The organism is Blastocatellia bacterium, assembly GCA_016713405.1.
Classification (GTDB): Bacteria; Acidobacteriota; Blastocatellia; order Chloracidobacteriales; family JADJPF01; genus JADJPF01.
This window is the reverse complement of sequence record JADJPF010000006.1, coordinates 14,291-29,576: the sequence shown is the minus strand read 5'-3', so window position 1 is coordinate 29,576 and position 15,286 is coordinate 14,291. Positions and strand designations below refer to the sequence as shown.

General features: G+C 33.1%; 14 protein-coding genes and 1 pseudogene. 7 read left to right on the top strand and 8 right to left on the bottom strand.

Features of this window, described 5'->3' with window-relative positions; translation table 11 throughout:
* Window positions 1–120 precede the first annotated feature (120 nt).
* Window positions 121–1,299, top strand: a complete 1,179-nt coding sequence (locus IPK14_09055) for a GAF domain-containing sensor histidine kinase (protein ID MBK7993559.1) — start codon at window positions 121–123, stop codon at window positions 1,297–1,299.
* Here IPK14_09055 and IPK14_09050 read toward each other — a convergent pair.
* Together IPK14_09050 and IPK14_09045 are read right to left on the bottom strand one after the other, a co-directional pair.
* On the bottom strand, window positions 1,296–1,844 hold the full coding sequence (locus IPK14_09050) for a rod shape-determining protein (protein ID MBK7993558.1): 549 nt from the start codon (window positions 1,842–1,844) through the stop codon (window positions 1,296–1,298). The genes IPK14_09055 and IPK14_09050 overlap by 4 nt on opposite strands.
* Entirely contained in the window at window positions 1,795–2,322 is a 528-nt protein-coding gene (locus tag IPK14_09045) for a rod shape-determining protein (GenBank protein MBK7993557.1), read from the bottom strand. The genes IPK14_09050 and IPK14_09045 overlap by 50 nt, the downstream gene beginning before the upstream one ends.
* A gap of 369 nt (window positions 2,323–2,691) precedes the next feature.
* Here IPK14_09045 and IPK14_09040 point away from each other — a divergent pair, with 369 nt between their 5' ends.
* The 4 genes from IPK14_09040 (at window position 2,692) to IPK14_09025 (ending at window position 7,578) form a co-directional block, all read left to right on the top strand.
* Window positions 2,692–3,405, top strand: coding sequence for a 3D domain-containing protein (locus IPK14_09040; protein MBK7993556.1), 714 nt, complete (start codon window positions 2,692–2,694; stop codon window positions 3,403–3,405).
* A 192-nt stretch (window positions 3,406–3,597) separates the two neighbouring features.
* Window positions 3,598–3,849 (top strand): hypothetical protein, encoded by a 252-nt coding sequence (locus tag IPK14_09035; protein ID MBK7993555.1) that lies wholly within the window; start codon window positions 3,598–3,600, stop codon window positions 3,847–3,849.
* A gap of 34 nt (window positions 3,850–3,883) precedes the next feature.
* A complete protein-coding gene (locus tag IPK14_09030) occupies window positions 3,884–6,415 on the top strand; it encodes a serine/threonine protein kinase (protein ID MBK7993554.1) in 2,532 nt (843 codons plus the stop codon).
* Between the two features lie 131 nt (window positions 6,416–6,546).
* The gene (locus IPK14_09025; GenBank protein ID MBK7993553.1) at window positions 6,547–7,578 is read left to right on the top strand and encodes an asparaginase; all 1,032 of its coding nucleotides are present in this window, start codon (window positions 6,547–6,549) and stop codon (window positions 7,576–7,578) included.
* Window positions 7,579–7,600: 22 nt separating this feature from the next.
* On the opposite strand, the gene IPK14_09020 is transcribed toward IPK14_09025, so the two are convergent.
* From IPK14_09020 to IPK14_09010, 3 genes are all read right to left on the bottom strand, one after another.
* Window positions 7,601–7,951: a pyridoxal-phosphate dependent enzyme gene (locus IPK14_09020; protein ID MBK7993552.1), complete on the bottom strand. Its 351-nt coding sequence runs from the start codon at window positions 7,949–7,951 to the stop codon at window positions 7,601–7,603.
* Window positions 7,912–8,601 carry a pyridoxal-phosphate dependent enzyme gene (locus IPK14_09015; protein MBK7993551.1) on the bottom strand — a complete coding sequence of 230 codons (690 nt, stop codon included), beginning with the start codon at window positions 8,599–8,601 and terminating at the stop codon, window positions 7,912–7,914. The genes IPK14_09020 and IPK14_09015 overlap by 40 nt, the downstream gene beginning before the upstream one ends.
* A gap of 355 nt (window positions 8,602–8,956) precedes the next feature.
* Entirely contained in the window at window positions 8,957–9,409 is a 453-nt protein-coding gene (locus IPK14_09010; protein MBK7993550.1) for a ribonuclease HI, read from the bottom strand.
* A 130-nt stretch (window positions 9,410–9,539) separates the two neighbouring features.
* Between IPK14_09010 and IPK14_09005 the strand changes: the two genes are divergently transcribed.
* Window positions 9,540–10,067: an O-acetyl-ADP-ribose deacetylase gene (locus IPK14_09005; GenBank protein MBK7993549.1), complete on the top strand. Its 528-nt coding sequence runs from the start codon at window positions 9,540–9,542 to the stop codon at window positions 10,065–10,067.
* Here the strand turns inward: IPK14_09005 and IPK14_09000 are convergent.
* From IPK14_09000 to IPK14_08990, 3 genes and pseudogenes are all read right to left on the bottom strand, one after another.
* Window positions 10,044–10,912: pseudogene (locus tag IPK14_09000) on the bottom strand (alpha/beta hydrolase). The gene IPK14_09005 and the pseudogene IPK14_09000 overlap by 24 nt on opposite strands.
* Before the next feature lie 14 nt (window positions 10,913–10,926).
* Window positions 10,927–11,898: an NAD-dependent epimerase/dehydratase family protein gene (locus IPK14_08995; GenBank protein MBK7993548.1), complete on the bottom strand. Its 972-nt coding sequence runs from the start codon at window positions 11,896–11,898 to the stop codon at window positions 10,927–10,929.
* A gap of 20 nt (window positions 11,899–11,918) precedes the next feature.
* On the bottom strand, window positions 11,919–12,587 hold the full coding sequence (locus tag IPK14_08990; protein ID MBK7993547.1) for a hypothetical protein: 669 nt from the start codon (window positions 12,585–12,587) through the stop codon (window positions 11,919–11,921).
* A 180-nt stretch (window positions 12,588–12,767) separates the two neighbouring features.
* On the opposite strand from IPK14_08990, the gene IPK14_08985 reads away from it, so the two are divergent.
* Window positions 12,768–15,251 (top strand): SBBP repeat-containing protein, encoded by a 2,484-nt coding sequence (locus IPK14_08985; protein MBK7993546.1) that lies wholly within the window; start codon window positions 12,768–12,770, stop codon window positions 15,249–15,251.
* Window positions 15,252–15,286: the final 35 nt, after the last annotated feature.

The window sequence follows — 15,286 nt, the reverse complement described above, 5'->3', positions numbered from 1 at the left end:
TGGCGTATTGAGGCTTTTAGGCGTAGGCATGAAAGCCGTATTGCTAGCTTACGACAGCTTTTAGAGAGTATACAAGTTATTAACTCACAACTTGAGCTAGAGACAGTTTTACAAGATATTGTGTCACAAAGTGCAAAACTTATTGGTGCTGAACCAGGAGGTATTGGTTTAGTTGAAGATAACAATATTGTTTTTCATCGGTTATGGCTAAAAGATCACTGGCAAAATGACTTACTACAATTTTCTATTGAAGATAGCATTGTTGGTCAAGCTGTAACTAAAGCTGAAACAATTGTTATTAATGAGCCTACAGAAAAAGAACTAAATTTTCCTAATAACCTAAAGCCTTACTATAAGAATGGTTTTATGGATGTACCAATAATTACTCGTACGGGTAAAGTTGTAGGAGTTTTAGATATTCGCCGTCGTATGGGTAAACCTCTTTTTACTAAATTAGATCGTCAACTAATAGAGTCTTTAGCTAATCAAGCTGCTGTAGCAATAGAAAATGCCGCTCTTTATGGTGAACTTGAAAAACTCTACCGAAATGAACAGCAAATAACACGAACTTTGCAAGATCTAGATAAAATGAAGACCAACTTTGTTATTTTAGCCTCTCATGAAATGCGCACTCCGCTAACTATTCTAAAAGGCTATCATGATGTTTTACTTAATGCTTCAAGTAGCTCGCTAACTAAAAGTCAGCAAAGAGCTTTGTCTGTTTGTCACAAAACCATAGATAGGCTTGTTATTATTGCTAATGATATTTTAGAAATGCTAAAAATTACTGAAGGAAAAGCAATGCTTAAACCTAGTAGTTTTAACTTAAAAGATTTAGTAAGTGAAGTTATAAATGATTTAAGCGGATTTATTGAAAAACGTGATCAAAAATTACATTTGAGTATTGATAGTGATATTTCAGAAGTATGTTTAGATAAAGAAAAGATTAGGTTAATACTATTAAATCTCTTACAAAATGCTATTAAATTTACCCTAGATAAAGGTGAAATAAGTTTAGAGTTAATTCGGGAAAAAGAATTTATTCATATAACTGTTAAAGATGATGGTATAGGTATTGTGGAAAAAGAGTTAGAGCGAATTTTTGATAAGTTTTATACAGGTGGAGACCCAATGCAACATAGTTCTGGGAAATATGAATTTGGGGCGCGTGGTACAGGTCTTGGACTAGCTATTGCTAAAAACTATGCAGAAATTCATGGAGGACGACTTTGGGCAGAGTCTGACGGCCCTGGAAAAGGCAGTAGTTTTCATTTGTTGGTTCCTGAAAAGTTAAGTTAAATTTCCCAAAAACCAATAGTAGCCTTAAAACTTAACATTTGACATGCACCATTAATTACAGCATGCATTGGATTAGCAGCTAGTTTAATGTCTAAAGATGTTTTTCTAGCAACTAAGGCTGACATCCCTGGTAAACAAGCACCTCCACCTGTTAAACAAATCCCGCTTTCTATAACTTCACAGCTTTCTTCTATTTGTAAATCACGAACTACATCACAAATAATTGTAACTATTTTATTTATTACAGGGGACATTGCTTGGGAAATAACTTCTGTTTTAATTTCAGCTATAGTGCTTTTTCCTGTCTTAGAATCAATAGCAGATACTTTTTCTAATAATTGTGATTTTGCAGCTAATACTCCAATTTTTTGAGTTAATCGCTCTGCTTCTAATAATGATATAGAGAGATTATAATGAGCCAACATCATATCTTGTATTGCTCTATGAATATCACTACAAGCAATAGGAGTTGCAGCCGTGGAAATTAAAGAGCTACTACGAATAACAGCAATATCTGTTACACCATCGCCAATATCTACTAACATTTGGGCATAAGGAGGAAGAAACGTCTAAACCTGCTCCTATGGCAGCAGCTAAAGGTTCTGGAGCAAGCTTCACTTTTGATGCTCCAGCTCGCAAAGTTGCTTCAACTATGGCTGCTCTTTCTTCATCTGTTGCATTTGTTGGAGCGCAAGCTAAAACTCTAGGTTTTATTAGGCCAAAGCGTTTAGCTTTATGTAGAAGTGGGGTTAAAAGGTGTGTTGCAGCATCTAGGTCTTTAATTACTCCACCGCGTAAGGGAAGAATTGAGTATGAACCAGAATCATTTTTAACAGGTGGTAAAGCAGATTTACCAACAGCTTCAACATTCCCCTTATTTGAATTTATTTTAACAGCAGAAGGAATATCAGCAATAATTCCTCGGCCCTGTGCATAGAGACGAGTGTTTGCTGTCCCTAGATCTATAGCTATGTCTGGATCTGCTACTACTTTTCGCAGTTGAGAGAAAACAGATTGTAGCACGCTTTATACCTCAGAATTTATTGGCTTGGGAAGTGGCTGGATCTTCAACAATAATAAACAATTAGGTTATATTTTGTCGATCAAAAGATCCTTTAATTTAGCTAAACTTAAAAGACTGTTTATTTTACTTAAATAGGATATCAGGACTTTTTGCTATAAACCGTTTATTAACTATGAAATAGCAAATTATCCTTGTTCTAAATTTTTTCTTCTGTTATAGTCTCGAACTCTTATTTTATTAATAAGATTGCACTTCTAAAAATTGTTTTGTAAAACTTTATTTATCTATAAATTACAAGGAGTTAATAAACTAGCGAGCAAAAGTTAAACAATTTTCTTAGATCAATTTTCTTAGTTTTTGGAGGTTAAATGTCTTTTGATAATTCACGGTTTAGAGTAGCAAAGCTTTTTCTAATGGCTTTAGCTTTACCTACAGCATTATTTGGTTGGGGACAAAGTAAAGTATTAGGATGGCAAAACCCGTCCGTGCAAAGTAAAAAAGCATCTATTAGAGGTAAAGATAATTCTTTTTCTCCAGAATTATCTCAAAACTTAAAATTCCCCAATGTTGGTAAAGTTCCTAATTTATTACTTAGCGAATCAATAATAAATGCAAACCATTCTCTAACAGAGAATAAACCTATTACCCTACCAAATTTACGTAAATCAGTAACAGATGAACTCCCACAGCTTTTATCTCAAAGCGCGGGAATTGCTAAATTCCCTAAATTTCCAATCAATGGGACTTATGATAGTTATGTTTCATTGGTTCAAAATTTTGAAGCTACTGCATATAGTATAAAAGGTGTAACGGCTTGTGGTGCGCGTGTTCGTAGTGGAATAGTAGCAGCAGATCCAAAAATATTGCCTTTAGGGTCAATAGTAAAAATTCAAGCGGGTAAATACTCGGGACTTTATCGGGTTATGGATACAGGCCCTGCAATTCGTGGCAACCGCCTAGATATTTATATGGCATGTCGTAAAGAAGCTAAAAATTTTGGCCGTCGTAAAATACATGTGGAAATAGTTCGTTATGGTTGGGGTGATGGAAATAAATTAGAAGAAATCGCCCAAGGTCAATAAAGCTTATATTAGTAAATTTTCTATTACTTAAAATAGCTTGGTGCTTTGCCAAGCTATTTTATTTTGTAAGTTAGAAGGCTGAGAAATTGCATTAGGAAATAGACTAGCATAGGTTTTCTTTCTTATAGCTAATCAATATAATCATTGCTTATTCTTATAAATTTTTATAAGTAACTAAGGAGTATTTACTTAATGCTAGCAGTTGGAACTGTGCTGCAAAACCGTTATTTAATAGTAAATAAAATAGGCCAAGGCGGTATGGGTGCAGTTTATGAAGCCAAAGACCAAAGATTAGGTGTGACTGTAGCACTTAAGGAAACTATCGTAAACCAAGAAGCTTTACATAAGGCTTTTGAAAGAGAAGCTAAACTACTAGCAAAACTAAGACATGCCAGCTTGCCTGTTGTAAGTGATTATTTTTTGAAGGCGATGGGCAATATTTGATAATGCAATATATTGATGGTAAAGACTTAGGGAATTGCTATTAGAAAAAAAAGTTTTTCCACTTATTGATGTACTTAATTGGTCAGAACGCTTGCTAGATGCTTTAGATTATCTTCATAGCCAAAACCCTCCAATAATTCACCGAGATATTAAACCCAGCAATCTAAAACTAACTGAACGTGGCGAAATTATTTTGCTAGATTTTGGACTAGCAAAAGGCAATCAATCCCAAAGCAATACAAATGCAAGTATTTATGGTTATACCCCACATTATGCCCCAATAGAACAAATTGAAGGCACAGGAACAGATGAACGAAGCGATATTTATGCCTTAGCAGCAACTATTTATCATTTATTAACAGGTGTAAAACCTGCTGATGCAATGCCTAGGGTCTTAAGCGTACTTAATGGTAATAGTGATCCTTTGCGTCCAGCTTGTGAAATTAGTCCACAAATCCCAATTGCTATTTCAGAAGTTTTATCTAGGGCATTATCTCAGAAACGGGATGAACGCCCAGCTAGCATTGCTCAAATGAAAAAAGAGCTAAACGATGCAATAAAAAAGACTCAAGACCCACAGCTAATGACAGTTTTATCTGCTGCAAATAAATCAAACGATAAAATACAAACGTCTCCATCTTTACAAGTAAAAACGGTTCCTTTTAATGAAAATGATAATATTGCTACATTAGTAAAAGACGGTAATAATAATATACCTCAGACTAACCCTGGTACAAATCCACAAGCTAAAGCAGAACAAACACAACTAGTTACAAGGGTTAATGATACTGTACAAATACCAGCAGATAGACTAAATAATTTACCAGAAAAGTCTAGTAAATTGCCTTTTTTAGTAGCAATAGCAAGTATTTTTATTTTTGCTACTGCAATAGTTGTAGGATTGTTCTTTTTATCAAAAAATAAACCTAGTACAACAAACTTTTCAGCTAGCCAAGCTATAGATATTTCTCTAGCTTCTAAAGATGAGCGTAAACCTACCCCACTATCCGCAAAAGTAATTTTAGGTTATGGGCTAAATGAACCTCGTTACTATGAAGTTTTAGCTTTAGCAGGTGAAATAAAGCTAACCCTTAATGTTATTGCTAATGGTGCAACAGTTACTTTAGAAACCCTAGACAAAGATCTTAAGCCTTTACCTAGTAGCATATTATCTTTAAGTTCTTTATCTAATCATAATGAGCAAAAAACAATTACATTTATTAACTCTGCAAAACAAAAAATTATCTTAAAACTCTCTAATAACTACCCCAAAGACTTAAAAGCTTATCGACTGCAAATAAATGGTAATTTAGAACTAGCTGTTTCTAAAGAAGTTAGTGATGTTAATAAATTATCTGCTCTAGCAAAAGAGTTTGAAGATAGGGATAATCCAACTCCTTTATCTAGCAGCCAAATAGTTAATAAAGGCAACGATAAGGATCTTTACTATAATTTTGATGCTGATCCAGGGGAAATTAAATTGGCTTTAAATGTTATTTCTAATGGTTCAACAGTGGTAGTCAATATTTTTGATGAATCTGCCAATCTAATACAATTTTCTAATAACACTACAGATCTTTCTTTAGCTGCGGTTGCTTTTCATAATGAAAAGAGTGTTACAACGATAAATAATACACGTAAGCAAAAACTTTTAATGAGAATTTCTAGTAACTATCCAAATGACTTAAAAGCTTATCGCTTAGTTTTAACTGGGCCAATAAAATATAGCAAAGAGAAAGAAAAAACAAATTTTGCATCACTCTTAAAAGAGTTTGAAGCTAGGGATAATCCAATTGTTTTGGCTAGCAATGAAATAATTCAACGTGGTAACGAAAAAGACCTTTACTATACTTTTAGAGTCCAACCAGGAGAATTGCAATTTTCTTTAGATTTAATTTCTAACGGTAGCACATTGTCAATACAAGCTTTTGATGATCAAGATAAACCTATTAAATTCAACAATAATAGTAGTGAATTTTCCCTTGCTGCTACTGCGGATCATCATGAAAAAAGAAATTTTTCATTAATCAATGAACGTAGCCAATCAATTTTAATGCGTATTAGTAACAGTTACCCAAAAGACTTAAAAGCTTATCGACTGCGCTTAACTGGAGCAATACAAATTATTAAACCAGATCCTAGCGCAAATAAAGCTTTTGAATCTTTGTCTAAACTATTTAATGACCGTGATAACCCAAAACCTTTAACTAGCAATGAAATATCTGCTCAAACAGGTAGCGAAAAAGATTTATATTACACTTTTGTTGCTGAAGCAGGAGAAATTGACCTAACACTTGGTCTAATGTCTGATGGAAGCACAATTGCTGTTGAATTTTTTGATAAAGATAATAATCCTATAGCTTACATAGATAAAAGTACAGTTTTTTCTGTAAGTAGCACTAGTAATAAAGTTTCAGAAAAAAGTATAACTTTGTTAGTTAAAGAGAAGCAAAATATATTAATGCGTATTACTAATACATATCCTCAAAGTATTAAAGAATATAGCATTGAGCTAATAGGATCTTTAGAGTTAAATCAAAATAATGATTTAGTTCCAGTTCAATAATTAAGCATATTACCTGAAGGTATTTTATAAATTATTGAAAATAAATGTTTCTTAATGCCCTGTAGGGGCATATGATAATAGCCTTGTCATTTAAGGCAAAGCATTAATTAAATTAAAGTAGGTATAAAATCTTGATTAATAGTAATGAATCAATAGTATTAGTTGAAATAACTAGAGGTAGCATTGTTGAATCCCGGCATAGAGGAATGATTGCAATTGTTAATCCTAAAAATGAATTAATTAGCTCATTGGGAGATATAAATTTTATTACTTACTTAAGGTCTTCTGCTAAACCTCATCAAGCAATTTCTGTTATTTTAAGTGGTGCTAGTGAGCATTTTGGCTTTACCAAAGCTGAATTAGCTTTAATGGCTGGCTCTCATAACGGAGAACCTTATCATGCTGATTGTGCCGCTAGCATTTTATCTAAAATTAATTTACCTTATACAGCTTTATGTTGTGGTGTTCATAAGCCTTTTAGTCACACTGCTGCTAAAGTTTTAGGAAAACAAGTAAATGAGCTACATAATAATTGCTCTGGCAAACATGCTGGAATGTTAGCTAGTGCAATTATTGGAAAATATAGCTTAGAAGACTACTACAAAATAGAACATCCTGTTCAACAAGCTATAGCTAATGTTGTTGCTGAATTTGCTGGAATTAGTCGCCAAGATTTAATTATGGCAATTGATGGTTGTAGCGCGGCGACTTTTGCTATTAGCGTTAGACAAATGGCTTTGATTTATGCTCGTTTAGTAAATCCAGAAAATTTAAGCCCACAGTTGCAAAAAGCAGCAAATTTGATAACTAGCGCGATGCTAGAATTTCCTGAAATGGTAGCGTCTGACACAGATAGAATTGACACAGATTTAATGCGTGCTTTGCCTGGTCAACTAGTTGCTAAAGCAGGGGCAGAAGGTGTTTATACAATTGGGCTACTGCCTAGTGAAAAATATCCTTATGGTTTATGTATTGCAATTAAAATTGAAGATGGCGACATTGGACGAGCGCGTAACGCAGCTATTTTAGCTACTGTTGAGCAGCTAGGCATTTTATCTAATTCAAATATGGAAAGCTTAAAAGCTAAATATTTGCCACCAATAACAAACCATCGTGGTTTGTATGTAGGGGAAATAAAGCCAACACTTAAATTAAGTGTATAATTTGAAAATTTTGATTCTTAAGTTATAGATAATTGATATATTTATCAATTATTCCTTTAATTTTACTTAAGTCAATATTACCGCCTGAAACAATAACACCAATATTTTTATATTTTGCAAGATTTACTTTATTTGCTAGTAACGCAGCAGCGGCAACTGCTCCAGAGCCTTCTATAATTTGGTGATCATTTAGGAGAAAATTAAAAATTGTCTGCTCAATTTCTTCTTCTGTAACTGTAACAATATCTTTAACATATTTTTTGACAATTGGAAAAGTGCAAGTATTATCTTCTAAATTCCCTGATAGACCATCAGCAATGGTTGGTAATTTTGTTACTTTAACAATTTCACCTGCTTGAAAAGAGCTTTGCATAGCTGTTGAATTAGCTGGTTGTACTCAATAACATCTATTTTATGTTTTGCTCCAACTATGGCACAGCCTGCTAAGAGTCCTCCACCGCCAACAGGAACAAGCAGTAAATCAAAAGAGCGATTTTTAAGCGTTTCTACGGCTACGCTAGCCTGACCAGCGATAATTTCTAAATCATTGTAGGGCGAAACAAATTCTATTTTTCTTTCTTTTGCCATTTGTCGAGCAATTATTTCTGCCTGGTCATAATCTTCACCTTCAATTATTAAGTTAGCTCCAAAACGTTTGATTGCTGCTATTTTTGTTGCTACAGCGGTTTTTGGTACAACAATAGTTGGCTGCATACCCAACTTAGAAGCAGCATAAGCCATTCCAAGACCATGATTACCTGCTGAAACTCCCAAAACTTCTTTTATCCCTAATTTTCTAAGCCTTAATAATTTATTAAATGCTCCTCGAAGCTTAAAAGAGCCTGTAAGTTGTTGATTTTCCCACTTGATATAAATGTTTGGAAAATTTTTATTAGTAGCTAAACTTACTAGATCAGTTAGCCAGTAATTTTTAGTGCAGGGAGTTTCTAAAACATGATTTTTTATTCCTTTAACTGTTTTTTCTATTGTCTTAAATTTTAAACTTTTAACTAAATTTTTCATTTTTTAGGACAGTCCTTAATTATCAATTTTCTATTTGGTATTCCAATTACACTAAATGGGATAGAGATTAAAACAAAAAAAGATAAATAAAAATTAATGGCGGACGAAAAGTTATTGTTTAGGAAGTAGATAGGGTTTTCTGATAAATTTGGCATAAAAGTTTTATAAATTTGGCATAAACATTGCCTAAAGGCTCTACAAAATACTAAATAACTTTTTAATGGGGATAAAAATATGATAGAGCCTTCTGCACAAATGAGAAATATCAGCGTTTTAATAGCCTTTGTTTTATTTTGGATTGTTATTGCCTTTTTAATCAAGTAAACATATTTTAATTTATTGAAAACTAAAATAGTTATTGTTCCGATAAGATTTTATCTAAATCAGCTTGGCTTACTTTTCCTGTTGATGCAATTAATTTAGCTGCACGATCACAACATTCTTGTAATTGATGTCCAGCGTGTCCTCTTGTCCAAGTCCAAGTGATTTGATGCTTTTGACAAGCTTTATTAAGCCTATCCCAAAAATCAAAATTGGCTTTCTTACGAAATTCTCCGGTCATAGTTTTAATTACATATTGTGAATCAGAAACTACTGTCACCTTGCAAGGTTCGCGCAGTTGTTCTAAACCTATACAAACAGCAACAATTTCTGCTTGCTGATTACTAGCGTTTCCTAAATATTCACCAAAAATCTTTTGCACTTCTTTATATGTCAAAATTGCTACTGCTGCTGCTCGGCTTTCACCTGCTTGATAATTAGAATTACCTAGGCTACAACCATCACAAACTAATGAAATCTCTTTCATAAACCTTCTTTCTAGAATATATTTTTTAACCCATACTATTTGCAGGCGTTATTCTACTTTGCTTTAATTAAAGAAAGAAATTAAAGCTGGAAAATTTATTGATTACTTAAGATTTATTACAATTATTATGATAAATAAAATTACTGTTATTGAAGGAAATATTGCTAAACTGTCCGTAGATGCAATAGTTAATGCTGCTAATCGCTCTTTATTAGGCGGAGGTGGAGTAGATGGAGCAATTCATCAAGGAGCAGGGCCAGAACTTTTAGAGGAATGTAGAAAGTTAAATGGATGTGAAACTGGAGAAGCTAAAATCACTAAAGGTTATAAATTGCCTGCTAAATGGGTAATTCATACTGTAGGCCCTATTTGGCGAGGAGGCACTCATCAAGAGGAAGAGTTTTTAGCACGTTGTTATCGCAATAGCTTAAAACTAGCTGTAGAAAATCAAATTAAAACAATTGCTTTTCCTGCAATTAGTACAGGTGCTTATGGTTTTCCATTAGATAGAGCTACAAAAATTGCTGTGACAGAAATTCAAAAATTTTTAGCTAAAAATGATTCTATAGAAAAAATTATTCTAGCTTGTTTTGGACAAAGTGATTATAAACAAATACTTAGAATTGTAGAAAAATCATTTCTGCCAAAAGCTTTCTAAAGACTCCCAGACATTTTTAGGATCTTCTACTTGTGGATAATGCCCAATTATTGGTAAAAGAACTACGTCAGGATTAGGAACAAGTTGCTTAAAACGCTCTACCATATGCGCCCCTGAAACTGGATCAGCACCGCCATTAATAAGCCTAATAGGTACTTTAGTTTCTTGCAAAACACCTACCCATCGATCACGGTATTGCTTACGTTCTGTCATATAGCAAATAAGTTTATGAGAGATTTTTAAGCCATTTTTACTAGTAACTATTTGCCAAAATTCATTTAATTCTTTGTCTGATGGTTGTGTATCTTTACCAAAAATATCTCTAAATGTTTGATTAAATTTTTTTGACTCATTAAGTAGGGAATTAAAAAACCTATTGGACTAATTAATAGCTTTTGGACTAAGCGCGGACGATGAGTTTCAGGAAATAATCCACCATTAAGAAAACAAACAGATTTAATTTCTATACCAGAGATTTTTTGTTTTTTTCTGTCTTCATAACGGGCTAAAAGTTCTTGTGCTACTGTGTCGCCATAGTCATGCGCTAAAATGCGGATGGAGTTTATTTTCAAGCTTTGCAGTAAGTTTTCGTGTAAAATAGCTTGGTCAATGATTGAGTAATTATAATTATATGGTTTATCTGAAAATCCAAATCCAATCATGTCAGGAGCAATAACCCTAAATTTTGCAGTTATGTTAGGCCAAAGATAGTGCCAGTCCCAAGACGAAGTTGGAAAACCATGAACACAAACTAAAACATCACCTTGACCAGAGTCTTGGTAAAAGATTTGGTAATTTTGATATTGAAAAACTTTTCCTGTTTCTTGCCAACTACTTAAATTCATTAGTTTTATTAGTTTTATTGCTGTTTCATTTCTGCTAGTCCTGCTTCAATTGTCACAGGGCTATTGTAACCAAGTTCACGACGGGCTTTGCTGTCATTGACAGTTACTTCTTCTCCCATTAATTTAAGTGCTGTTTTAGTAATAGGTGGCTCCATTTGTAAATGTGAAAACTTCCAAAAAGCTTCAATTCCTGAAGCAATAATTTTAGCAAACCAGCGAGGTAGATTTTTATTGCCGGGATCTAAGTCTTGTGTTTGCAATAGTTTAGTAAAAAATTCACGTACTTCAATAGGTTTTCCATCTGTTAAAAAATAAATTTCTCCTCCTCGTCCGCGTTCTGCTGCTAAAATCATTCCTTCACATACATTTCTAACATGACAAGTAGAAGTTAAATATTTTCCTTCTGCTATCCAACTAAATTGACCATCTTTGACGGATTTAACTAGCCTAGGAAGTATAGTTGTATCGTCTTTTCCCCAAATAAATCTTGGTCTAACTACTACGGTTATTAAACTAGGGGAATTTGCTGCTATTACGCGATCTTCTGCCATTGCTTTAGTTAGAGGATAAAGACCAAGTGGTTTTGCTGGTTTTGGTCGGGATTCATCAACATTTATTATAGGTGGGCCTCCAACTAAAACAGCCTCTGTCCCTACATGAACAAATTTTGCTACTTTAGCTTCAAGTGCAGCAGCTAGCGTGTTTTCTGTTCCTAAAACATTATCTTTATAGAAGTCTTCGTATTTTCCCCAGTCGCCAACATATGCAGCAGAGTGAAAGACAGCTTGACAGCCCTTCATCCCATCACGCATTGCTATTTTATTGTCAAGGTCGCCTGTTATTGGAGTCGCTCCAAGTTTTTTTACTGTATTGGCTGATTTTTCAGAGCGAACCAAGGCATTAACTTCCCAAGAACGGCTAATCAGCATTTTTATTAAACTACGGCCAACAAAGCCAGAACCGCCAGTAACAAAAGCTTTTGGCATAAATTACCCTCAAAATTTTGCTATTTAGATTTATTTTTGCTAGCTATTTGTAAAGCTTTTAACTCTATTAGATCAGTGTATTCTTTCCAAGCCTGACCCGAAGCTTGATCAGTTTTCCAAATAGTAAAATGACAAGTTGGCGCACCAGCTGGTATTGTTGTATCAAATTTGACTTGAAAGTTTTCTGCTACTCCAAATTCTTTAAGTGCTTCTAACATACCTTGAACTAAATAGCGTTGGACTCGACAATCAAAGGCTTGATAATGATTTTGATGAGGACACCATAAAATATCAAAACTAACTTGCTCAGTATGATCAATTTTAGGTGCTTCTAGGGAAGCATAAACAATTCGGTTAATTACAGTAGCATAAAAACTAATAAACTCTGCTTCAGATGTGTTTTCATCTTTTTTAGTGTTTTTTAAGATTTGTCGTCCAACATCTAAGCCTATTTTATGTAGGGCATTACAAACTAATTTTTGTCCTTCTACACCAAATTTTTCTTCACAATCTTTGAGAATTTCAATAATTGCCATTGCCTGCATTGTTCCCCATTGCCAAAGCGTTGCAGGGTCAAAGTCGGTTTTAGCTAAAACTTCTTCTTTTAAGCGTTTTAAGCCTTTTTCATAAGGTTGGTTAAATTGAAATTTCTGCCAACCTTCTTCAGGTCGATTTTCCCAATGTGCCATATTTTATTTACCTTAAGTTATTTTATTTAGCGAGAAAATTTTGGAATTGCTAAAAAAAGTTAAAAGACTTTTTTTTGTGTTTGTAGATCATACTCTTGTTATGCTAGAAAAATCTAGCTTTCTCTTGCCTTTTAACGCTAGCGCAAATTTATTTATAGAATCTTCCTAGGAGTGTTATTTATGAAACTAAATATTTGGTTAAAACTACGATATTTGCTATTTGCTGTAATAATATTTCAATTAACTACTACTTTTACTAATGCAAATACAAAAGGTTTTATAAATATCGCTAAAAACAATATAAATAAACTTACTAAACAAAATAATAAATTATTATTAAATTTTGAAAAAAATATTGGACAAGTTGACAATAATATAGATTTTATTATTCATAGTAATGCTTCAATTATGTTTTTATCTGCTACAAAATTAAATTTTATATTTGATCAAGCAAATAGTAATAATAATCTTAATAACAAAAAAAATAACACAAAGTTAGATTCTCAATTAACAATGGAATTAGTCAATGCAAACAGTAATGCTAAAACTATAGCTCTTGAAAAATCAGTAACAACAACTAATTACTTAATCAATAATAAATCACAAATAAATATAGAAAATTTTACAAAAATAAAGTATGAAAGTATTTATAAAGGAATAGATATTATTTATTATGGTAATGAAAAACAACTAGAATATGATTTTATTGTTGCTCCAAATGCCAATCCTAATTTAATAAAATTAGCTTTTTCTGAAGCAACAAATCTAATTATTAATCAACAAGGTGACTTAATTATTAATGTTAATGGTCAAATAATTTATCAAAAAAAACCTGATATTTATCAATATATTAATGGAAATAAAAAATCCATAAAAGGTAATTATAAACTATCAGAAAGTAATCAAATTAGTTTTCAAATAGGGGATTATGACAGCACTAAAGCCTTAGTAATTGACCCTGTTATTGGCTATTCTACATTTTTAGGCGGTACAGATAACGACTTTAGCAATGCTATTGCTGTTGATACAGAAGGAAATACTTACCTAGTCGGCCATACCGCATCCATTAACTTTCCTGTATCCAATTTTCAACAGCAAAACAACAAGGTAAAAAATGATTTATTTATCACTAAAATTGCTCCCGATGGAAATCGTGTGATTTATTCAACTTATATTGGCGGTTTAGATAATGATTTTGGTAACTCAATAGCTGTTGACACGGCTGGAAACGTATATGTTAGCGGGTATACTTTCTCTAGTGATTTTCCTGTTTTTAACGCCGTTCAACCAAAAAACGGTAACACGATAGCAAATACTGGAGGAGATGCTTTTATCTTAAAGCTAAACTCTCAAGGTAACGCCTTGGTTTATTCAACATATCTTGGTGGAATGGGAGATGATCTAGCTAGCAGCATTGCTATTGATTCACAAAATAACGCTTATGTTACTGGGTTTACTAATTCAGCTAACTTTCCTGTTGCAAATGCAGTTCAAAGCAGAAGCAACGGCGGATTTGATGCTTTTGTAGCTAAACTTAATCCTATGGGTAGTAATTTAGTTTATTCAACTTATTTTGGTGGGTCGGATAATGATTTTGGTAATGCAATAGCAATTGATAAAGATAGAAATGCTTATTTTGTAGGTGTTACAGATTCTAGAAATTTTCCTGCCATTAATCCTTTACAATCAACAAATTCTGGTGATAGCGATGGCTTTATTACAAAAATTTCTGCTACAGGAAATATAGTTAATTTTTCTACTTATTTTGGTGGAAGTAGTTTTGACAATATTACTAGTATTGCTGTTGATAATACCAACAATATTTATTTAACAGGTGTAACAAATTCACGAGACTTTACAGTTGTAAATGCAATGCAATCAACTAAATCCACTAGCCTAGACGCATTTGTTAGTAAATTAACTTCAACAGGCAGCAACCTTGTTTATTCAACTTACCTTGGTGGAAATGGAGATGACCAAGCAAATAGCTTAAGTTTAGATGCTGATAATAATGTTTACCTAACAGGCATCACCACCTCAACAAATTTTCCCTTAAAAGATGCAACACAAAAAGTTATTGGTGGCGATCAGGATGCTTTTATGACTAAGCTAAATGCTTTAGGCATAGCACTTGACTTTTCAACTTATCTTGGAGGCATAGGAAGTGAAAGTGGATTAAGTATTGTCATAGATAGCAAGGCTAATGTTTTTATGACAGGAATTACTAATTCTATGGATTTTCCAATGACAAAAGCTTTGCAAAATAGTTGCGGTTGTGACTTTATGAAAAAAATTAGTGATGGTTTTGTAGTTAGTTTTGTTGAAGAAGTTCTGCCACCTCCACCACCAGCCAACCCAGATTTTTCTATTAGCTTTACCCAAACACAAATTAGTTTTGCTCGCGGAGATAAACTTGACATAACTGTAACAATTACTAGAGTAGGGGGATTTACTGGAAACGTAACTGTTATGCCTGATAATGATAGAGCCAAGTTATTAAAGTTAAAGTTTACTCCTACAGTTTTATCAAGCACTAGCGATAAAGTAACTTTTTCCTTAAAAGCTAAGAAAAAAGCCTTACAAGGAACATCTCCAATAACATTTACTGCCAAGGATGATAGCGGCAAGACTAAAACAGCAGTCTTAACTTTAGTAATTCAATAGATTAAATATAAATAAATAACCTAAGATAAATTTAG